General features: G+C 54.4%; 21 protein-coding genes and 1 other RNA gene. 9 read left to right on the top strand and 13 right to left on the bottom strand.

The window, feature by feature from the left end; all coding sequences use genetic code 11:
- Window positions 1-223 (top strand): hypothetical protein (locus O0S09_RS03455; RefSeq protein WP_268922546.1); only part of this gene is annotated, 223 nt, incomplete at its 5' end.
- Between the two features lie 44 nt (window positions 224-267).
- Here the strand turns inward: O0S09_RS03455 and O0S09_RS03460 are convergent.
- The 3 genes from O0S09_RS03460 to O0S09_RS03470 all read right to left on the bottom strand — a co-directional run bounded on the left by O0S09_RS03460 (window position 268) and on the right by O0S09_RS03470 (window position 3,314).
- A complete protein-coding gene (locus O0S09_RS03460; protein ID WP_268922547.1) occupies window positions 268-831 on the bottom strand; it encodes a TIGR00296 family protein in 564 nt (187 codons plus the stop codon).
- A 35-nt stretch (window positions 832-866) separates the two neighbouring features.
- The gene (locus O0S09_RS03465) at window positions 867-2,417 is read right to left on the bottom strand and encodes a bifunctional metallophosphatase/5'-nucleotidase (protein WP_268922548.1); all 1,551 of its coding nucleotides are present in this window, start codon (window positions 2,415-2,417) and stop codon (window positions 867-869) included.
- Window positions 2,418-2,558: 141 nt separating this feature from the next.
- A complete protein-coding gene (locus tag O0S09_RS03470) occupies window positions 2,559-3,314 on the bottom strand; it encodes a DUF6994 family protein (RefSeq protein ID WP_268922549.1) in 756 nt (251 codons plus the stop codon).
- 327 nt (window positions 3,315-3,641) lie between these two features.
- On the opposite strand from O0S09_RS03470, the gene rnpB reads away from it, so the two are divergent.
- From rnpB to O0S09_RS03495, 5 genes are all read left to right on the top strand, one after another.
- An RNA gene (rnpB, locus tag O0S09_RS03475) (RNase P RNA component) lies at window positions 3,642-3,955 on the top strand.
- A gap of 45 nt (window positions 3,956-4,000) precedes the next feature.
- Window positions 4,001-4,726 (top strand): hypothetical protein, encoded by a 726-nt coding sequence (locus O0S09_RS03480; protein ID WP_268922550.1) that lies wholly within the window; start codon window positions 4,001-4,003, stop codon window positions 4,724-4,726.
- 167 nt (window positions 4,727-4,893) lie between these two features.
- A complete protein-coding gene (locus tag O0S09_RS03485) occupies window positions 4,894-5,376 on the top strand; it encodes a YkgJ family cysteine cluster protein (protein ID WP_268922551.1) in 483 nt (160 codons plus the stop codon).
- Window positions 5,363-5,620 (top strand): hypothetical protein, encoded by a 258-nt coding sequence (locus tag O0S09_RS03490; protein ID WP_268922552.1) that lies wholly within the window; start codon window positions 5,363-5,365, stop codon window positions 5,618-5,620. Before O0S09_RS03485 ends, O0S09_RS03490 begins: the two co-directional genes overlap by 14 nt.
- Before the next feature lie 83 nt (window positions 5,621-5,703).
- Window positions 5,704-5,943: a helix-turn-helix domain-containing protein gene (locus O0S09_RS03495; RefSeq protein ID WP_268922553.1), complete on the top strand. Its 240-nt coding sequence runs from the start codon at window positions 5,704-5,706 to the stop codon at window positions 5,941-5,943.
- A gap of 720 nt (window positions 5,944-6,663) precedes the next feature.
- Here the strand turns inward: O0S09_RS03495 and O0S09_RS03500 are convergent.
- Complete coding sequence (locus tag O0S09_RS03500; RefSeq protein ID WP_268922554.1) at window positions 6,664-7,164, bottom strand: hypothetical protein; 501 nt, start codon at window positions 7,162-7,164, stop codon at window positions 6,664-6,666.
- A 638-nt stretch (window positions 7,165-7,802) separates the two neighbouring features.
- On the opposite strand from O0S09_RS03500, the gene O0S09_RS03505 reads away from it, so the two are divergent.
- Entirely contained in the window at window positions 7,803-8,675 is an 873-nt protein-coding gene (locus O0S09_RS03505) for a winged helix-turn-helix transcriptional regulator (protein WP_268922555.1), read from the top strand.
- Window positions 8,676-8,822: 147 nt separating this feature from the next.
- Entirely contained in the window at window positions 8,823-9,218 is a 396-nt protein-coding gene (locus O0S09_RS03510) for a hypothetical protein (RefSeq protein ID WP_268922557.1), read from the top strand.
- Window positions 9,219-9,284: 66 nt separating this feature from the next.
- Here the strand turns inward: O0S09_RS03510 and O0S09_RS03515 are convergent, their stop codons facing one another.
- The 7 genes from O0S09_RS03515 to O0S09_RS03545 all read right to left on the bottom strand — a co-directional run bounded on the left by O0S09_RS03515 (window position 9,285) and on the right by O0S09_RS03545 (window position 16,903).
- Complete coding sequence (locus tag O0S09_RS03515) at window positions 9,285-10,382, bottom strand: DNA topoisomerase IV subunit A (protein WP_268922558.1); 1,098 nt, start codon at window positions 10,380-10,382, stop codon at window positions 9,285-9,287.
- Window positions 10,375-12,177, bottom strand: coding sequence for a DNA topoisomerase VI subunit B (locus O0S09_RS03520; protein WP_268922560.1), 1,803 nt, complete (start codon window positions 12,175-12,177; stop codon window positions 10,375-10,377). Before O0S09_RS03520 ends, O0S09_RS03515 begins: the two co-directional genes overlap by 8 nt.
- Window positions 12,164-13,396, bottom strand: a complete 1,233-nt coding sequence (hisS, locus tag O0S09_RS03525) for a histidine--tRNA ligase (protein WP_268922562.1) — start codon at window positions 13,394-13,396, stop codon at window positions 12,164-12,166. The genes O0S09_RS03520 and hisS overlap by 14 nt, the downstream gene beginning before the upstream one ends.
- On the bottom strand, window positions 13,396-13,731 hold the full coding sequence (locus tag O0S09_RS03530) for an ABC transporter permease (RefSeq protein WP_268922563.1): 336 nt from the start codon (window positions 13,729-13,731) through the stop codon (window positions 13,396-13,398). The genes hisS and O0S09_RS03530 overlap by 1 nt, the downstream gene beginning before the upstream one ends.
- 384 nt (window positions 13,732-14,115) lie before the next feature.
- Window positions 14,116-14,910, bottom strand: a complete 795-nt coding sequence (locus O0S09_RS03535) for a hypothetical protein (RefSeq protein ID WP_268922564.1) — start codon at window positions 14,908-14,910, stop codon at window positions 14,116-14,118.
- 394 nt (window positions 14,911-15,304) lie between these two features.
- Window positions 15,305-16,141: an SDR family NAD(P)-dependent oxidoreductase gene (locus O0S09_RS03540; RefSeq protein ID WP_268922565.1), complete on the bottom strand. Its 837-nt coding sequence runs from the start codon at window positions 16,139-16,141 to the stop codon at window positions 15,305-15,307.
- A 3-nt stretch (window positions 16,142-16,144) separates the two neighbouring features.
- Window positions 16,145-16,903, bottom strand: coding sequence for an acetoacetate decarboxylase family protein (locus O0S09_RS03545; protein ID WP_268922567.1), 759 nt, complete (start codon window positions 16,901-16,903; stop codon window positions 16,145-16,147).
- A gap of 353 nt (window positions 16,904-17,256) precedes the next feature.
- Here O0S09_RS03545 and msrA point away from each other — a divergent pair, with 353 nt between their 5' ends.
- Window positions 17,257-18,237, top strand: a complete 981-nt coding sequence (gene msrA, locus O0S09_RS03550; protein ID WP_268922568.1) for a peptide-methionine (S)-S-oxide reductase MsrA — start codon at window positions 17,257-17,259, stop codon at window positions 18,235-18,237.
- A 14-nt stretch (window positions 18,238-18,251) separates the two neighbouring features.
- Here the strand turns inward: msrA and O0S09_RS03555 are convergent, their stop codons facing one another.
- Window positions 18,252-18,401, bottom strand: a complete 150-nt coding sequence (locus O0S09_RS03555) for a hypothetical protein (protein ID WP_268922570.1) — start codon at window positions 18,399-18,401, stop codon at window positions 18,252-18,254.
- Between the two features lie 169 nt (window positions 18,402-18,570).
- On the bottom strand, window positions 18,571-19,086 hold the full coding sequence (locus O0S09_RS03560; protein ID WP_268922571.1) for a hypothetical protein: 516 nt from the start codon (window positions 19,084-19,086) through the stop codon (window positions 18,571-18,573).
- Window positions 19,087-19,135 lie beyond the last annotated feature (49 nt).

Below are 19,135 nucleotides of genomic sequence, written 5' to 3' on the forward strand. Positions count from 1 at the left end.
TGTTGCAGGATACGGGATGAGTGGGAGCTTCGCGAGCATTTGCCGTCGCGCTTGCGACAGCAACGCCGCCCGCCCAGCTCTGGGCGGGATGGCGAGCGACGAAGAGCAAATGCGACGAGCGAAGCCGCGGCGCGAAGCGCCGCATCTGCGTTATCTGCGTTTTCTTTTTCAGGTATCCCACCCGCCACCAACTCACCTACAATTTTTCAGAAAAAACTACTAAATACGTTTATCACATCACAGAAAAAACACGGCCTATCGCTTCGCTTACGGAACACACGGAAAAATCTGCCCCTCAAACACAAACACACTGCACGAACTCTCCCGCCACGCCGACGGCGGAAGCCCCGCCTTGATACAGGTCTGGCTGAGAAACTCCGACGGCGTCCACTCATACTCCAAAGCAACCTGCGGCAGCAAAAGCCCGCTGCGGCTGCCCGCCTTCACAATCAGCCCGTGACGTCCCACCTCCACATACTGCCAGCGTTCCGCAGGCGGGCAGATCAACGCCTCGGGCGGCGTAAGAACCGTCACCTCCAGACAAATATCCGCAAGCTCCGCAGGCCCGACCGGCTGAAACCGCGGATCCCGCACCGCCGCAGAAACCGCCGCATCCTCCAGAGCCTCCGAAAGCGGCATCACCGGATACGGAATCCCGATACAGCCCCGCAGCTCCCCAAACTCCGTCAGCGTCACAAACACGCCCCGGGGATGGGCAAACGCCGGAGGATACACAATCTCCTCAACCGGCTTTCGCCGTACCGCCGCCTCCACCAGCTCTCTCGCCCGGGCAACCGCAAACGCCCCGTCAGCATCCGTCAGAAGATCCATGATACTCTATTGTCCGGGAAAAGGTATCAATTGCATCATCCAAGAATCCTTGCCGGAACCGCATAGGTAAAACTCCCCCCGCCCTGCTTTGTCAGAACCGTCAGATACTCCGCAAACACCACCGCATCCACGGTCGTCTCCTCGATCGGATGTTTCCCGGCAAACATCGCATACCCCTCCGCACCCGAAGCAACAAAACTGTTCGTCGCAAACACCAGTTCCGTCGTGGTATCATTACGGTCAAGAACTCTCCCGCTCTCCGCAAGTTCCACCGAAACAACCCGGCTTTGCGGCACGGCCTTTGCATCAATCGTCACCCGCATACCGGCAACCTGCAAAAACCTCCCGTTCGCACCCGGCAGACAGGAAACCCCGTTCTCCAGAGCCGCATACAACTCTGAGGGTGAAATACAGAGCAGCGTCACCATATTCCCGAACGGCAGCACCGTATAAGCATCGCCCAGCGTCAGATCTCCTGCAGGAAGATTCTCCCGCACCCCGCCGCCGTTTACCGCCGCAACAACCGGCAGACCTTCCCGTTCCGTACCCGCAAGTGTCGTTTCCGCATACCACCGCATCGAATCGGCAACCAGATCACCGAGCGGCATCTCCTGCATCCGGACGAGCCGCGTCCCGTCCTCCCCGTTCGCCGCAAGCGGCGTTGCCGAGTTTCCGATAACTCTCTCATACCCTGCCCCGGACAGATCCGACAGATTCGCATACAGTGCCGCGTATGCCGGATCCGCAGTGCCGTTCCGGAGAACCGCCGCCGGAATCAGGGACGGCTCAATCGACGGCCCGTCCGCGGTAAACGTGATGTTGATCCGTCCGAGATTCTGGAAAAATGCGCCGGTCTGCACAATCGTCGTGTTTCCTACCCTGTCCTGAATCACCGTGTGACTGTGGCCGTCGATGATCAGATCAATCTCCGGCACCGCCGCCGCAAGATCATATGAGGTCGGGGACGAGGAGGGATCATTCCCGATATGCACCAGAGCCACAATCAGATCCGCGTCCTTCTCCGCAAGCCGGATCGTCTGGTTCTTCGCCGCACGGATCTCGTCCGTGCAGAGGAACTCCGCGTACGGCCCGGACGTTTCGGTCGTCGTTATCCCGAAAAACCCGATACGTTTCCCTCCGGTCTCGATGATGAGATTTCCGTCGCTGCCGAGCAGTGCCGTACCGTTCGGATAGATCGTGTTCGCCGAAAGAACCGGAAACTCCGCAAGTCCGGCAAGCTCTGCGGCATGTCCTGCTCCTTTGTCGAACTCATGGTTTCCCAGTGTCATCAGATCATAGTCTGCGGCGTTCATCAGGGTCATGACTGCCGTCCCGTTTGTGGCGGTCGTAAGCAGTGTCCCCTGCGTATCGTCGCCCGCACTTACCAGGAGGGAGTTGGGTGTTGCGCTGCGAAGGGGAATGGTGTAGGCCAGATCCGCAAGATGGCCGTGCATGTCGTTGGTGTGGTAGATGGTGATCGTTACCTCTTCGTTTCCTGCGGTTCCCATGCTTATGGCGAGAACAACCGCAAGAAGAATGACTGCCGCAGAAACGACTGCGAGATATATCCGGTTTTTCGGGTTCATTGCTGGTTCTCTTGTTTTTTATGTACGGGAGAGGAGATATACTGTTCTGTCGGCGTTGTGCCCACCCTCTGAAAAATACCCGTCTCGTATAGCAAAAACAGTTTCTGAAAATCTGTACTCAAAAACGTCATATATTTTGCATTATCGTATTGCCTCTTGAATTCTTTCGTTTCTCTGTTTCACGAAATCCATATTGCAATTTATCCAGTGAATATACTCATCAACTGTTTTGGGCAATGGGTTCTGCAAAAACTCTCCATTACCCAGCCAAAAGACTACTGACTCATAATCTGACGAAACACAATCTTGCATATAAAAGAAATCTACATATCCTTTAAAATCCACAAATAGGTCAAAGAATTCCTTATCTTTTTTCAACGTATCATAGAGGGGACTTGGCTCATCGATATAGTATTTCCTAATACATTCTAATGTTAAATCCCAACGATCTTTTATAAATGGATTACACCCTCTTGATTGATTTATTCCCCCATGCCATTTGGGAAAGATAGTTTCTCCCCCTATCGTATAAGATTTTCTCAGATAATTTTCCATAAATGATTGATAATTTGGGATAGCATTTTTGATTTCTTCAATCATGTTCCGATAACGCTCATATCGAAAACTTGCTGTAATAGAGTCACTTCCAAATCGAAAATTTTTCCATGTTAAATAATTGGAACCTGATCCAATCGATAGCTCCATATTTTCTCCATTGGGCAATTTTTTGCTCCATAACAGCTGATGGTATTTTTGTAATGTTTTACTACTTGTATCTGGGTCGTTATTTCCGGCACCAAGCCCATTGTTATTATTCCAAAAGTTTTCCCAATATCTGGGTGTATCAGTAGTAAAATCAAATTGAATGTCGATATCTCTCTTATGTAGATTCTCCATCTCTAACACATCCTCGAGTTTTAATCCGTCAATTTGTATTTATTGTAGTCAATATTCGTGAACTGGTCTATTAATTTGTCGGTTAAATTCATTTAGAAAAAGTCATCTTAATATGAGAGAGAAACAGACCAGAAAGAAAAGATGAACGTTCATCATGGTTGAAGAATTTCTGCGACTTACACTTATTTCAAATAAATTCACGTGTCAATGACTCTCAGATACTAAATTTGACTCCCTGTAAACATTATGGACGCGTTTGGACTTTTGGGATAGAGCCCTTTTCGTCATCATCTTGATAACCCCCTGACACTAATATAACAGGTACGTGAGAGGGAGCATGCGGCCGACGGTGATCATTTCGGGATCGCTGAGGAAAGTCCTCCCACCATTCAGGTAACGCAGCCGTGTGCAAGCACGGGTGGCGAGAGTCACGGCTCTGGAACAGAAACGACACGTCCTTCGCGGAGCAATGAGACGGTACCTAACCCGTCGAGCGCTGAGGCGAAGGGATCGATGGAACGGCGAATCCCTGCGGGTGCAAGTCGAAACAGGATCTGCGTGCGGCGCCTGAACGCCATGATCCAGGTACGACGCTTAGCCGAATGCCGCAACGAACAGGAGGAGGCTTACTACTCCGACTCACGTTTTTCGTAGTTCTTTTTCCGTGCAGGTGTGGTGATAGCTATATGGCAGATACGTCAAAACTTGGAACGATTCTTATTCTTGCAGTGATTTGCGTGGGCGTTGCGCTCGTCGTTTCGTCAGGGATCTCTGCATGGCAGACTTATCAGAATATTGCAGGGGACGAGGATACCACAGGTCCTTCTGTTCCACAGCCGACCATCACTGTTGCGGCGTCTCCGGAAACTCCTGCGATTCCCGTAGCCACCGTTACGTGCGTTACGCCAACGGCTGTGCAGTCTGTCTCTGCCCCTGCTGTTCCGGAAACTCCTGCGATTCCCGTAGCTACCGTTACGTGCGTTACGCCGACGGCTGTGCAGTCTGTCGCTGCCCCTGCGTCGACATCTTCTCCTTCGGCTCCGACGCCGACTCCCGCTGTAACGCCGTTTGCTGCTCCTGCGGCGGATGATCCGGTTCTCGGCACCTGGACGGGCACGAAGTCCGTCTCAATGTTTTTTGTCTCGGCGAATGGTCAGGGGACGGTGACCTTCCGCGACGATTATACCGGGGATCTCTCCGGCGAGTTCCATGGTGCGGGAATGGATGAGGTGTTTGCAAGCGGCTTTGTCTGGACCAACAACGGCGGCGGCAGCTATACGGGCAGTATCGGAACCGAGTCGATGGGATTTACGCTTGCAGGCGAGACGCTTACGATGACGATCAATCCAAAAAAGCTCGGGCTGAATGCGCTGCTCGATATGGATATCCCGGTTGAGATGCATCGCGTCTGAACCCGGACGGATTTCTTTTTTTGTACGATACTGAGGTATATAGACAGTATTTTTACGAAGATGTGCGGTCGGACTGTTCTTTGAAGTATTTGGCAGTCGGACAGGTGTTCGGCAGCTTCCCGGAATGATACTTTAATAATCCTCAGAGTAGATGGTAGTAGGAAATCATGAGTACGTTTGAGTGTACGCAGTGCGGTCTGTGCTGTCTTGGGATCGGCGAGATTGTGCGGATGGACCGCCAGATATCGAAGTACGGGTTTTATGTGAAGAACGAGGTGGTGGGCGAGACCAAAGCGGTTCTTATCACCCCCGAGTACCGCGAACTCTTTGACACCGACCACTCCATTCAGGAAGAGCATGCTGCGGCCTGCTTCTTCGTCCGCAAGCGACCGGACGGAAAGTATGTCTGCACGATTCATCCGGGCCGTCTGTTCATCTGTAAGGATTATCACTGCTGTGCGGCCCGCATCAGCAAGAACGGCGAGGAGGTTGGCCGTGTGAAAGGGAAGGTTTCGCTGGTTACCCGGGATGAGACGCTCAAAGAGATCTGGCGTGAAGGCGTCCAGAAGCAGCCGGATAAATCCCGCGAAGAGATCACCGCCCTCCTCCGCGGTCAGGGGTATTCGGTTCTGTTCTATGACGGAGAATGAGATTCCCGTTTCCGGCGGCAGTCTGCGGTGTACGGACGGGCAGATGGTGACGCCGGAGAAATGCCGGTTCTGTATGCATTCCCGCTACTTTGTGATAGATGGTGTTTCGCACCGGTCGCCCGCTCTTGCGTTCTGTCTGCGGGAACGGGTGTGTGAGGAGGTGGAGGTTTCCCGGGCGACGGCGGTCGGCTGTGCGGAGAGACGCGGCGACGGGTATGCAAGTGTGGGAAATATTCTGTCGTGACGGGATTATTTCTCAGTTTTGCGTAATCCTGTTATCCGTTACGGCGATGAGAACTGCGGCAGTTCCGGAGAGATAAGGGAAGAGTGGGCAAAGTTCTGCAGATACTCTATAAACATCCCGCCTCCACCCGAAAAGAACTTGCCGGACACCTTTCCCTCTCCGCCGTTTCCCTCCGCTGGTACCTCCGGACGTTTACGAACAAAAAACTGCTGACCACCACAAAAGACGGACACGAACTCCGCTACTCACTTACCGGCGAAGCAAAACAGATCTACGAACTCCTGATCCTCACAGACGAACCTGCCCCGCAGGCAACTGCCTGAAACAGATTGCAGAGCACATCTTCCAACCACTCCAAAACCCCCGCTTTCCCGGACAACAAAAGCACATATCATTTCATACCGGCATCCCCCTCCGGAGAAGAAAATGCCGCTGAAATGACGGAAATGCCACAAACTCTGATTTTTTCTCTAAACCGTTACAGAAAGATTCTCCCCCCTCTGTATCACAAAAGGGGACGTGACTGTATGACACAGTACACACATACACTTCTCTGTCAGAAAACATGAGTCTGTTGAACACAGACTGACACCCCCGGTATCACCACCCGAAGAAAAAAACGATTGCAACCCGCACCAGCGTACTTCCTGAATTCATCCTGGGAATGTATGAGCCGTCAAACGAACTCCCCGTCAAACATCCCTTCCTGTCTGTTTCATTCCCGGAGCCACGGACAAACCAAACAGCATTCCGTCAGCATTCTCATCCCACGCAAGGACGATACGCACATGAGTTGGGCATGTGCCCGCTTCCGGTATTTGGATCAATACGGCACAGAGGATATTCCGGGCCCGTAACGGAATGAAACATCCCTGAAGCAGACAGATTCTGACCTGTGAGTGTATGAAATAACTGTAGTGTGTGTATTATGCAAAACGCCATTGAGGCGCGTGTTGCAATCACTACCATATACTGCGTAAATAATAATGAATATATTGAACATAGACTGACACCCCCAAAAAACAGAATGAACCAAACCCTGATCAGATCAGGGCAAGAAGCATATTTGCCTTCTCCTCCGAAAGCCACATCGCCCGGGAAAAATGCACCCCGTCCTCCGACAACAAAATATACGACCCGACCGCATCCGAATTCGGATACCGTGTAGCCACGCACAACAACTCGCTGGGCAGAATCACCCGGATAACCTGCACAGGCACCTGACCATCCCCAACCGCAAGATCCTGCGGCGAATCATACCGCAAAGTAAGTACCGTACCAAACCGTTTACAGTTATCCACGGTCCCCGGCGAAATCTTCAGATCCAGCATCCAGGGATAATACTGCCGCGCAAGCATCTCCATCTGCCCGGCAAGATCCTCCGGATTAGCCGGAACCGCCCGCATCCCGTAAGAAATCACCGTCAGTCCCTCCTCATCCCCGGAAGCAATCGTACTACTCTGCACAACACAAATCATCCCTGCCGCACTCAGAACCAGCAGACCCGCAAGAATAACAACAACAGTACGTAGTGAAAGTATCAACTCTCTCAGACTCCTTATACATCATACCTTACGCCCCGCCAATTATCAGGATGTTGAACATAGACTGACACCCCCGGAAACGGGGGTGTCAGTCTGTGATCAACAAATATATCTCATATCTGGAGAACTATTATTACACCTATGAACCGCCTGCGACTCTCCGTCTTTCTCATCACAGCCCTGATCTGCTGCTCTCTTATCCCCGCAGGAATCGCAGCAGACCCCGCTTTTCCCCAAACCCCCGGCATCTTTCCGGATACCGGATGGAATCTCCGCGCACAGCCTGACGCGTGTTCCAATTGTAATAATTGCTCCAATTGTATTTGCTGTGGGATCGTTCTCGCCGTTCGCAATTACGTAATTGATGGACCCGGCACGTTCGATTGCAGCCACACCGTAGACCCGGGTGCAAAAAGACTGGAGATCTCCTTACACTGGGACAACCCGCAGGAACATAACCCGCTGAAACTCCAGCTCACCGCGCCCAACGGAGAAACATACGGCCCGTACAACGACCTGCACAGGACCGGAAATATCCACCGAGAACTCACCTCACCCATGCTCCCCTCCGGCAAATGGCTCATCTCCGTCACCCAGACAGCCGCGGAAACAACACCCTTTGTTCTTACCATCCAACCATGACCCGGCACACCCCCATGCAGAACCATATCGGCAGATATCTCCTGACAGGTCTCCTCCTCTCCGCTCTCCTCATCGGTATCGTTTCCGCAGACTCCTCCCCGCAGATAAGCATCAGCGGCGTTCAGGTACGCGACATCGCAGAAGACATCATCCCTATCGATGACGGCAAGGAAATTCTGGATGTGAAAGGAGCGGACGCCCTCCCCTTCTGGCGGCAGATCCTCATCAGCCGCCTGTCGGCCTCCTCGGAAAATACGCCCCTGCATGATCTGGTCCTCATTGCAGCTCCGTTCCTCTTCATTCTGCTTGGCTGTTTCTATGCTGCCCGGATCTACTCCGAAAAACAGCATATCGAATCCTCCGCCGCCCGGAAGATTTTTGCCTATATCCAGGAAAACCCCGGATGTTCCCAGAAACAACTGGTCGCCGGATTACCGTTATCCCGCGGCTCTGTCTGTTACCACCTGCACAAACTCAAAACCGCCGGAAAACTCATACAAATATCCCGGAACGGATCAACTCTCTACTATCCAGCAGGCGCAGCTGCCGGTGACCAGTTTGAACAGACCATGTTCCAGCTGCTTACCCGGAAAAAATCCGGAAAGTTCCTGCAGGTACTCTATGACCACCCGTACGCAAACCGGACCGAACTTGCCGGATTCCTGGAACTGTCCCCGGAAACCCTCAGATGGTATCTCCGGCGGTATGCCCGGGAAGGAATTGTCTCTGTGGAGATGGTCGAAACAGAGTGTCATTACTCCTTTACGCCGAAAGCCCGACAGGTCTATGAATATCTCCGGGCGCAAAACAGCAGGAGCCCGGACATCTCCGGGCAGCCGGACGGATCGCCGTGTTCTGACGTCCGGTGACCCTCCCTTGTTCTTCCCCTACCATCCCCCTGTTTTCCTCTCCACTCCTCCAAAAAAACCGTTCTCTCTTTTGGCATCTCCTCTCCTGCCTGTCAGTCTGTGTTCAACACTCTTATTGGATTTCCCGTCAAGAGAAATGAGACAAAAATGTACAACTCCCGCATCCTGCATATACCCCGGAAATCCGCGGGTCCCGCATATCTGCCGTGTTCGGAACAGGCAGCATTCTCCTGCCGCCAGACCAATGAACATCTCTACAAACGTATTGAGATCACGCTCCGCCCGGGAGACAGCTACGCATTTTCGTATGACGGGGAAGGCACCTTTGAAGAAGCGTACTATTACTATGCATCGCCACGGTTTCTGAACAACCAGATCACCACATCCTGTACGACAACCGGCACACAGATTCACGCAACCATTACCGCGGCTGCCGATGCCGACGAGGGATTTCACGGGGTGGACTGGGCGGTCTATGCCCGGGGCAGTACCTATTCGCGGCTATGGGGATACCTCGTTGCCTTTGTCCGGGTGAAAAAATAACCACCCGAAACGGCACCTCCTTCCAACCCCCAACCGTACCCCGTGCACAGACCAAAAAAAGAAAAATTATCGCTTCAAAACGCCTATCTCCGACAACATCGCCGGAAGATACTCCTTCGTCACGAAATCCAGACCATGGCTCGCAAACGCCTGCTGTTCCGACTTCAGCCCCATCTCCAACTGCAAATTAATCTCCTTCTTCCAGAAATCCGACCCAAACCGAGGATCCGACAACTCCGCCTTCAACGCATTCACATCCTGCTCAGTCAGCTTATCTGCCGGCAGATTATAATCCCGAATATCCGACGGCTTCACCCCAATAAACTGCGCAGACGGCGTTGCTAAAAACTCCGACATATGCGCCGCCTTAATCGACCCGTACGCAACCGACGCATAAATCCGATAGGACCAGGGATCCCCATCCGTAAAAACAACAACCGGAATCTTCAGCTCCTCATTCATCCGCTTCAGCATCCGCCGCGTCGCCCGCGTCGGCTGCCCCTTCAGATGCAGAAGAATCGTATTATACTCCTCATCAAACCCATTCTCCTGCAACCGCGAAAACATACCGCCCGTCTCAAGCGCAATCACACAGGTTGCATTGTGATCCACCAGCTCCACATTCTCCACATTATTCGGAATATTATACCCCGCCTCCCCCACATCATCCTGACAGTGAATCTCCTTCATACCCCGACGGGTATTTTCCCGCACCCGCAGCGGACCAAAAATCGACGCCCCATCCTCCTCAGGCCGCATATGGAAATACTCCCGCTGAAGATTCGTAATAATCTCCAGATCCTCCACCAGATAATTACTCTCATTCTGCGCATGGAACTTCGCCTGTTTCCAGCCTTCCGAGATATAATACATCTCTCTTAACGTCGAAGACCGGTTCTCCGCCAGCTGCATCTTGATAAACGCAATCACATACGCCATCTTCAGCATATGAATCGCAGACTTCGCCGTCCCCGCGTTTCGCGTACTCTCCTTTGACCCGTACGTCCACACCTCGGACGCATCATCATACTCAATATTGTACTTCGTTCGCGTCGGCAGCGTAATGGACGGCACATCGCCTCCGTCCATCTGGTCATACCAGACCTTGGCAATCTCCATCAGCCGCTGCTTGGTTGCAAGATCGCGTTCTTTTGGATCAGACATCTAAATCCACCACCACTTTCAGATTTTCTGCTATCCCCTGCATATCCACAATACCTCCTCCGGTGCCCGTATAGGACACCTCAAAACTTTCCCCGGCAGGAAGCGTCCGCTTCCACACCTTCGTGTACTCGCCTTCCATCTCCGTCACAAAATCGGGCGGAACGGTGGCGTCAGCCGCCGAGTCGCCCGATATGTCATACAGCGACACCTGTTGATCCTTCGTCGTGTAGTTGTCTATCCGGATTCGGATCCTGCCGTCCGCCGACCCCTTCTTCAGGACAACCCGCCGCATGATTCTCCCCTCAATCAGCGACGTGTCCGGCGGCGGAAGTTCTACAATCTCTCCGACCTTCTGGGCGATTAACGGAATCACCGCACAAATCGCCCGGGCACGGTCGTCCTGAAGCTTGTTTTTATCGCGGCGATTCAAAAACAGTTTCAGATCGCGGCCCAGCTCTTGGAGTGCAAGCGTAATCTCCCGCTCAACCTCCGGCACGGAAGCCACCGCATCCTTCGACTCGCTCGTGAACGGCACATTCGTTGCCGCTACGTGGACGAGAATCAGAATCGGCCCCATCGGCAGACCCTGCTGGGACACCCCGTAGTTCTTCCAGTTCACGTTCGCAATCGCGGACGTGATCGCACACGCCCCCTGCTGATACAGCAGAGGAACACGGTTGGCGAACCGGAGAATCAGGGCGTTGCCCTCAGACGGCAGCTTACCTCCGTAACCGATAGCCGCCTCCACAATAAACGAGTTCCCGCCGAACACATTGCCGGGACGCGTCCGGGCCTTGATGAAGTCCAGCTGAAACTCCTTTTCCATTCCCTTCACGATCAGATCTTCGGTGATCGGCGACAGGCACTGGGACGCGGTCGGTGCGGGAATCTTTACCGTCTGCATCGCGTCCAGCAGCGGGTTCAGCTGTTCCAGCTGAATCGTGTTCACGCGAACCTTTGCGTCCAGTTTTGCCACGGAACAGATCTCCTGCGCCGTCTTCTCGCCCACTTTGGAGAAGGTTTCGATTAAGAACTCCTTCAAGGGCAGGTCGGACGCCGCCGTCATGCGTTTCAGTACGCCAAGTTCGATACCATACGGATGCGGCTTGATGGCTACCGGGCAGGGCGGCACATCGTTTGAGACGCGGTCAAACGTGAAGGACTCATCATCGATCTCCACCCGGAACCGGGCGTGCGGGTTGACGACCGAGGTGTACTTGAGGTACTCGAGCAGTTTCTTCTTTGCCTGCATCGTGCTTTTGAACTCAAGCTCGATGCGGGTACCGTGCGGGAGCACCCAGTCGATCTCTTCATGCGAGAGCACTTCGGGTTCGTTCGTCTCGGTCTTGATGACGAGTGTCATTCGGTGTGCCTTCGTCTTTGCACCCGTGCGGGAGATAACCAGCGTCGGTTTGCCGGTCGTCAGCTGGGCGTAGAGGACCGCCGCCGAGATGCCGATACCCTGCTGACCGCGGGTCTGGCGCACCTGATGGAACCGGGAGCCGTAGAGCAGTTTGGCAAAAACAGCAGGCATCTTTTCGGGGATGATGCCGGGTCCGTTATCCTCGACGACGACGCGGAATACGTCGCCGCCCAGTTTGCGCACCGAGACCAGGATGTCGGGCAGGACTTCGGCCTCTTCGCAGGCGTCAAGCGAGTTGTCGATGGCTTCTTTAATGGTGGTGATGATTCCCCGTGTGGGGGAATCAAAGCCAAGCATATGTTTGTTCTTTTCAAAAAATTCTGCTACACTGATGCTTCGCTGTTTCTTGGCGAGTTCGTCAGCAAGAACCATTCGCTACCTCATGCACCGCGTCTGCAAGGCTCATCTCTTGTTGGGCGGCCTTTGTCAGGTCTTTGAGGGTGATGGTTCCTGCGGCGGCTTCCTTTTCGCCGATGAGGGCCGCGTAGGATGCGCCCGATTTCAGGGCCGAGGAGAGTTGGGCCCCAAAACTCCTGTCCATGACGTCCATGACGACCGTGATACCTGCCGCACGGAACGCGGCGGCTGCGGTATACGCCGCAGTCCGCGTCCCGGGCGTTGCAACGACGGCGACTACCGGTGCGGTTTCGGGCACGATCTCGCCGAGGGAGACCATGACGCGGTCGAATCCGATAGCAAACCCGCAGCTTGGCACATCCTTTCCGCCGAAGAGGTGTGCCAGCCGGTAGACGCCGCCGCCGAGGATCTGGTTTTCGGCGCCGAGGTTGTCGGCGAATCCTTCAAAGACCATGCCGGTATAGTAGTCGAGTCCGCGGGCGATACCGAAGTTCTGAACGAAGGGGATGTTCTGGGCGGTGAGGTAGCGGAAGGTTTCTTCGATGCGTTCTTTTTCGGGGATGTCGCCGGTAACGGCCCAGACTTCGTCGAGGGTTGCGGCGGTGATGAGCCGGACGAGGGGTTCATAGAGGTCGGGGTGGCCGATTGCGGCGAGGGTGGTCTGGAGAAGGTCGGTGTCGCGTTTGTCGAGCGCCGCCATGACCTTTTTCTGCTCAACTGCGTCAAGGGCGGCGAGCATGTGTTTCATGGGGGCGAGATGGCCAACTTTGAGGACAAACCGGACGCCGGAGCATTTGAGGAGTTCGTAGGCAAGGGCGATGACTTCGGCGTCGGCGGCGGGAGAGTCTGCGCCGATCAGTTCACAGCCGAACTGCCAGAACTGCCGGTACCGTCCTTTCTGGGGGCGTTCGTACCGGAAACATTCGGCGAAGTAGAACCAGCGGAGGGGTTTGGGGGCGACCTGGGCTTCGTTGACGTAGGCCCGGACGACGGCGGCGGTGACTTCGGGCCGGAGTGCGATTTTTCTGCCGCCTTTGTCTTCAAAGGCGTACATTTCTCCGATGATTCCTTCGCCGGATTTGAGGGTGAAGAGTTCCTGCTCTTCGAACATGGGGGTCTGGACTTCGCCGTAGCCGAAGGACTGGGCGACAGATCTCATGCGGCGTTCGATGTATCTTCGCTGTGCCATTTCTGCGGGAAGGAAGTCCCGCGTTCCGCGTGGTTTTTGCAGCATTATTGTTTCCTCTGAGGGTTTTGCCGGGGAGCGGCCCCGGTGAGTCGCTGAAGTGCTGATTCGTTTCCTTTCCATACGTCGCCCCGGTTGATTCTTGACTGGAGGTAGAGGGCGAGGAGGACAAGTCCGCAGCCGAGGTAGAGGAGGGTGGTGTCGGCAAGGCCGGCAACGGCGGCGGCGAACCATCCGAGGGCAGTAAAGAGGACTCCCTGGTAGGCGGCTTTGCGGTAGCCTGCAAGGCCGGTCCTGGCATAGATGCGGGTGTCCCGCAGCCAGAGGAAGGAGACGACGACCGCACCGAAAGCGACGACGTAGGTTATCGGATCAACGTACATGAATGATTAGTATTTGGCGGGACTGGTCTTTAAGATGGGGGTTTGGGGGCGTTGCATCTTTCTTCCTGACCATCCCGCGATTCGCACGGCAGAGCCGTATTCGGCGGGTGTTCCGGGAAAAATCAGAATCCCGCAGCACCCGATAGGCATCGTCCCCAACGTTCAGACATGCCCGGACTGATTAGAGTTCAAAAAATGGAGTGAGCAGGAGGGCCAGTCCGAACAGAATCAGCACAAAAACAACACAGCAGGCGAAGACGAGAAGAGTATCTTCGGTAATCGTGAATTCCATTTAATCCCGCCACAGGTACAGATTACCCATCCCACTCAGAGTATATGCCCTTGCAGAGGCAGATCCGACACCATTTCCGGAAGGATGAAGTTTCATATGTTTTCCCACACACTGTTATTTATCAGCGATATCTCAATAACCTGTTGAACACAGACTGACACCCTCTCCGCAAAAGGGATTCCGGGTTTGATCAGGGGAAGGTGTTTTCCTTGCGGTTCCCGGCAGACCGGTACTATACCGGTATCCCTGTCCTCAGCCGATACCGGAATACAATACTGCACGAATGCTCTTCTGATCCATACGCAGGTCTCATTGGACATATCCGATAATCCGTACACTCCGCAGGTCAGGACCTCTATCTCTGAACCGGCAGACCAGTTTACCGGGACTATCCCGGTGGCATGAATCCCGCGACAATCCCAGACCCATTCCTTTGAACATTTCACCGAGAGGTTTTCCAGCTGGGAGTCAAACATTGGCAGGAGGAACGACCATCCGGTATTCTCCTTGTAGGGCGCCCAGTTCCAATGCGTAATGTCAATCGTTACGTTGTCGCCCGGATACGGATGGGCTGGTGTTATTTTCACGATCGGGTCCGGCGTTGTACCAAGAGCCGGCCCAAGCGAAACCGCAGCGCAGGCAACTCCCAGTCCGACGACTGCCAGGAGTGTGATGACGAGGTACCCGGAGATCTGTTTCTCCTCATGACCAAACCATTCCCGCATGAAGAAGTAGAAGCAAACGGCTATGCATATCAGGCCAATTAGGTTCAGTACAACGCAGTAGGGAGAAATCGGGTGGCTGGTGATAAGTACTATCATGACAACGATCAGAATCGTCAGGACTCCATAAAGGAGGCATCGGAAGGTCTGTTTTGTCCGCGTCATGTTTCGGCCCGCTCCCGTCCGGCGAACCGGGAATCAATCAGCACATCAATGAGCTCTCGTTTTTTCAGCGTCATACAGATAGAAGAACTGGTATCTTTTGTAACAAAATACTGTTGAACACAGACTGACACCTCGAATACGGAAAATGAAAAAAAAGTCAGAAAAATGTTTTTTGGTACTGCATACCTGCTTTCCCCCGCTTGGGAACGCTGGTATTTTTCTCTGGTGGATATCGTTGCAGCACTGACGGATTCGGCAAAATCGCGGGATTATCTAAAAAAACTGCGCAGACGCGATCCCGACTCCGCCGCATACCGCCGGCCGGGAAGGTTTGGAGTGGCGGGCTTGCATATGACAAATGCCTGCGGCATTTGTCATATGCAGCCGGGCCTGTTTAGACTGTATCTCCCGGATATGCAGAGAAATCCGGCACATCAACGGGAGGCAGACCCTTTTGCACCGACTCATATCTGAGCCGTGCCGTTTCTGTATAGAGCCAGTCCTCGAAGGCCGGTTCCGTCTTGAGTCTGGTGATTATGTCTTTCAGGTCTTTGGGAAGAATAATGATCGCGTCATTGTTTTCCACTCCGTTCAGGATCTCCACGGCGGCTTCCTGAACCGGCATGGCTCCCGGCGGGGGTGTGGATCCTTTGAAGATCTCTGTTGCAACATTTGCGGGGCAGACTGCCTGGAACCGGATGTTCCGGTTCGCATACTCATACCGCATGCACCATGTCATGGAGAGCACCGCGGACTTCGTGAGAACATATCCGGTCTGGTAAGCAGGCCAGGTCAGGCCGCCTATGGAGGATGTGTTGATTATGCTCCCGAATCCCTGTTTCAGCATGAGGGGAAGCGTGTGGTAAACCCCGTTCACCACGCCCAGGATGTTTGTGTCAATCAGGGATTTCCACTGTTCATACGGGATCAGTTCTGTCGGATAGGTCATGGCGATTCCGGCGTTGTTGAACAGGTAGTCAATTCTGCCGGTTTCTGCGACAACACGGTCGATGAGTCTCTTCACGGCGTTTGTATCCGCCACGTCTACCGCGTCAAAGCGTGCCTGCGGGTATGCGGCCAGGCGCGGTTTTGTTTTTTCCACGCTGGATTCGCGGCTTCCGATTACATACACCACTGCTCCGCGCCGAAGCAGTTCTTCGGCTACTGCAAAGCCGATTCCGGATGTTCCTCCGGTTATGATGCAGATTTTTTCTTTGAAGGTATCTGACATTTTTTACTCCAGAGCCCGTGCAAGGTCTCCTCTGAGTACCTGTTTGTATTTCATGTACATGGCTGGTCCGGAGTACTCCAGAACGGGGAGGTTTGCGAGGCAGTCGATGATGTGGGCCTGCATGGGGTACTGCTGATAGGTGAGTTTTGTCCAGGTGATCTTTCCGGTGCCGGATGCGATGGCTGTAGGATGCAGCTCGCAGGGATAGATGGTTGGTTCGGATACTTCATATCCGGGTTTGTTGAGTTTGCCGATGTAACGCCAGCCGAACTGGTTGATTACCGGGACGCCGTAGGCGGTAACTTCGTCCTGGGTGAACTCTTTTTGTATTTCCATTTCCAGGTCGATGAAGTTTCTGCCGTTGTAGCTTCCGCAGAGTGAGGCATGGTTGCCGAATTTGGCGTATTCGCCAATGTCACAGAAGATCTTCGGCATGCCGGTGTCTTCCCGTCCGCCGAGAATGGGGTAGGCGCTGTCTTCCCAGAGAACTAATACGTAGGCTCCTTTTGTTCCGGTTTTTGTGTGGATGACCGGGGCGGTAAGGGCGATGCAGCCGTAATGTCCGCCGCCCATCCATCCGACGCCGTGGGCGTTGTTGCTGCTGACGGTGATCTCGGGTTTGAGGAGTTCAAAGACGTCAGGGATGTACTGTTCAAGGGTTGTGCGGTCGGTGGTGTAGCTGAGTGAGAGGCTGGTGCAGTCTTCGTAGACGAGGTAGCCGTAACAGGCTGTGTAGGGGTAGCCGCCGAAGTGCGGCGGCATGCCGTATCTGAGTTTGCTGTCGAATGTGAACGTGGTGTTGTCCTCCTGGTGGTAATGATTGTAACTTTGTCGTTATTGTATATAATGTATTCTGCATATTTCTTGAAGTTATATATATATGTATTTTTAAAAATTCGGCGTTGCATTAAGCATCCCCGCATACCGTGGTTCGCACGGCTCTGCCGTGAGAATCGTGGGCTGAAATTCGATTAACGACGTTCATTTGCAGGCAATAAACGAATTTCCGGACTACGTCTAACATATCCGTGCAGCTGCGATGGCCGGAGATCTGCGGGGAGAGGTATTTTGTCCTGATCTGACCATTTATTCCCTGTGCCGACATAGAGTGTTCTATGCAGCAGTGTGCGAAGGAGGACGGCGGGAGGATGCGGGAGATCTATGTTGCGGGCGGGTGTTTCTGGGGGGTTGAGGAGCTGATGCGGTCTGTTCCGGGTGTTGTTTCCGCGACGGCAGGGTATGCGAACGGGTTTTCTTCTGCGGCGCCTTCGTATGCGGAGGTGTGTTCGGGACGGACGGGGTTTGCGGAGACGGTACGGGTGGTGTATGATCCTGGCCGCGTGAGTCTTGCGGCGCTGGTGTTTTTGTTTTTCCGGGCGATTGATCCTGCTGATGGAGGCGGGCAGGGGAATGATCGGGGGACGCAGTACCGGCCGGGGATCTATTTTACGGATGAGGAGTCGGCGGCTGTTGTGCGAGGTGTTGCGGAGGTGGAGCGCCGCCGGTCTGCGGGGTTTGTGGTGGAGGTTCTTCCGCTGCGGAATTTTTTTCCGGCGGAGGAGATGCATCAGCGGTTTTTGGAGCGGCATCCGGGAGGGTACTGTCATATCCGGCGGGAGTTGTTTGCCGAGGCACGGGGTATGCGGGTGGATCCGGGACGGTATGAACGGCCGGGTGATGCGGAGCTTTCGCGGGTGCTGGCACCGGAGGTGTTTTCGGTGACGCAGGAGGGGGCGACGGATCTTCCCTGGATGCATCCGTATGCGGAGGAGAGCGGGCGGGGGATATATGTGGATGCGGTTACGGGCGAGCCGTTGTTTTCGTCGGCGGCGAAGTATGCGAGTGCGTGCGGGTGGCCGACGTTTTCGGAGGCGCTGGATCCGCAGGTGGTGGTGTTCCGGGAGGATCGGTCATACGGGATGCGGCGGACGGAGGTCCGGAGCCGGGCGGGGGATTCGCATCTGGGGCATGTGTTTTCGGAGGATCGGGAGTCGCCGTCGGGGGTGCGGTTTTGTGTGAACGGGTCGGCGCTGCGGTTTGTGCCGTATGCGGAGATGGAGGCGGCGGGGTACGGGGATCTGATGGATATGGTGTGAAATTGGGGGGAGGGTTAGTCCCGGTCTTCGGCGGCTGTCACCTTGTGGGTGCGGTCAAGCCAGCGATCGTTCCAGGCATATACGGGGCCTGCGAGGATGAGGGCGGCGAATGCGATGCCCTGAGCGGCAAGGCCGATGATGAGGATGGTGGTGATAGTGTCCATGGGGGTGGTTCTCCTTTTGTGATGTTTTGTGTTCGGGATGTCTGATTCAACCGCTGCGTCCGAGCGGGCGGAGCCCGCGAGTGGACCGCGCCGGATCGTTTTCTGTGGGGGTTGCCCGTCCGGTTCCGGGTGGAGGCAAAATCCCCACGTTAGAAAACAGCAGGGTCGGTTAGTTGAGTGCGGTTACGCTGTTGGCCCAGGTGTCAACCTTGGTGAGGATGGCGTCGCTTTCGTAGGAGCTGATCTTGAGGTCTTTTCTGGTGAAGCTGAGGTAGTAGATTTCGCCGGTGGGGTCGTGGATTTTGAGGCGGACGTTCCAGCTGTCCTTGGCGGTGTTGCGGCTGGGGCTTGCGTCTGCGCCGTAGGCACTTGTGATGGCGGTTGCTGCGAGGAGTTCTGCGATGATATCGTCATAGGCGGTGCGGGTGGGTGCGTCGATGACGATTGTGCCGAGGGTTTCGCCGAGGGGGTTTACGTATTCGATGGCGGCTTTGTAGTATTCATTTGCGGTGGTGATGCCGTCGATGGTTTGGCCTGCGGTCTGATACGCGGTTGCGCCAAGGGGATTGTCGTCTGCTTTGAGTGCGGCGATTGTTTCGTCGAAGGTAGCGGCAGAGGTGATCGGGGCGGTGAAGGTGCGTTTTGCGGATTTTACGATAGAGGTGGGGGTGAAGTCGATTGGCATGGGGTTGATTCTCTTTGGTTGGGGTTTTGTGCTGTAGGGTTTTTGCTGT

The sequence above is a fragment of the Methanocorpusculum vombati genome, from assembly GCF_026891935.1.
GTDB lineage: Archaea > Halobacteriota > Methanomicrobia > Methanomicrobiales > Methanocorpusculaceae > Methanocorpusculum > Methanocorpusculum vombati.

Bases quoted from the DNA above. Each gene is read 5' to 3' on its own strand.
- O0S09_RS03515 (WP_268922558.1), bottom strand. From the start codon at position 10,382: ATGTCTGATCCAAAAGAACGCGATCTTGCAACCAAGCAGCGGCTGATG.
- O0S09_RS03485 (WP_268922551.1), top strand. From the start codon at position 4,894: ATGAGTACGTTTGAGTGTACGCAGTGCGGTCTGTGCTGTCTTGGGATC.
- O0S09_RS03490 (WP_268922552.1), top strand. From the start codon at position 5,363: ATGACGGAGAATGAGATTCCCGTTTCCGGCGGCAGTCTGCGGTGTACG.
- O0S09_RS03545 (WP_268922567.1), bottom strand. From the start codon at position 16,903: ATGCCGCCGCACTTCGGCGGCTACCCCTACACAGCCTGTTACGGCTAC.
- O0S09_RS03480 (WP_268922550.1), top strand. From the start codon at position 4,001: ATGGCAGATACGTCAAAACTTGGAACGATTCTTATTCTTGCAGTGATT.
- O0S09_RS03555 (WP_268922570.1), bottom strand. From the start codon at position 18,401: ATGGACACTATCACCACCATCCTCATCATCGGCCTTGCCGCTCAGGGC.
- msrA (WP_268922568.1), top strand. From the start codon at position 17,257: ATGCAGCAGTGTGCGAAGGAGGACGGCGGGAGGATGCGGGAGATCTAT.
- O0S09_RS03530 (WP_268922563.1), bottom strand. From the start codon at position 13,731: ATGTACGTTGATCCGATAACCTACGTCGTCGCTTTCGGTGCGGTCGTC.
- O0S09_RS03560 (WP_268922571.1), bottom strand. From the start codon at position 19,086: ATGCCAATCGACTTCACCCCCACCTCTATCGTAAAATCCGCAAAACGC.
- O0S09_RS03505 (WP_268922555.1), top strand. From the start codon at position 7,803: ATGACCCGGCACACCCCCATGCAGAACCATATCGGCAGATATCTCCTG.
- O0S09_RS03460 (WP_268922547.1), bottom strand. From the start codon at position 831: ATGGATCTTCTGACGGATGCTGACGGGGCGTTTGCGGTTGCCCGGGCG.
- O0S09_RS03535 (WP_268922564.1), bottom strand. From the start codon at position 14,910: ATGACGCGGACAAAACAGACCTTCCGATGCCTCCTTTATGGAGTCCTG.
- O0S09_RS03520 (WP_268922560.1), bottom strand. From the start codon at position 12,177: ATGGTTCTTGCTGACGAACTCGCCAAGAAACAGCGAAGCATCAGTGTA.
- O0S09_RS03540 (WP_268922565.1), bottom strand. From the start codon at position 16,141: ATGTCAGATACCTTCAAAGAAAAAATCTGCATCATAACCGGAGGAACA.
- O0S09_RS03470 (WP_268922549.1), bottom strand. From the start codon at position 3,314: ATGGAGAATCTACATAAGAGAGATATCGACATTCAATTTGATTTTACT.
- O0S09_RS03510 (WP_268922557.1), top strand. From the start codon at position 8,823: ATGTACAACTCCCGCATCCTGCATATACCCCGGAAATCCGCGGGTCCC.
- hisS (WP_268922562.1), bottom strand. From the start codon at position 13,396: ATGCTGCAAAAACCACGCGGAACGCGGGACTTCCTTCCCGCAGAAATG.
- O0S09_RS03465 (WP_268922548.1), bottom strand. From the start codon at position 2,417: ATGAACCCGAAAAACCGGATATATCTCGCAGTCGTTTCTGCGGCAGTC.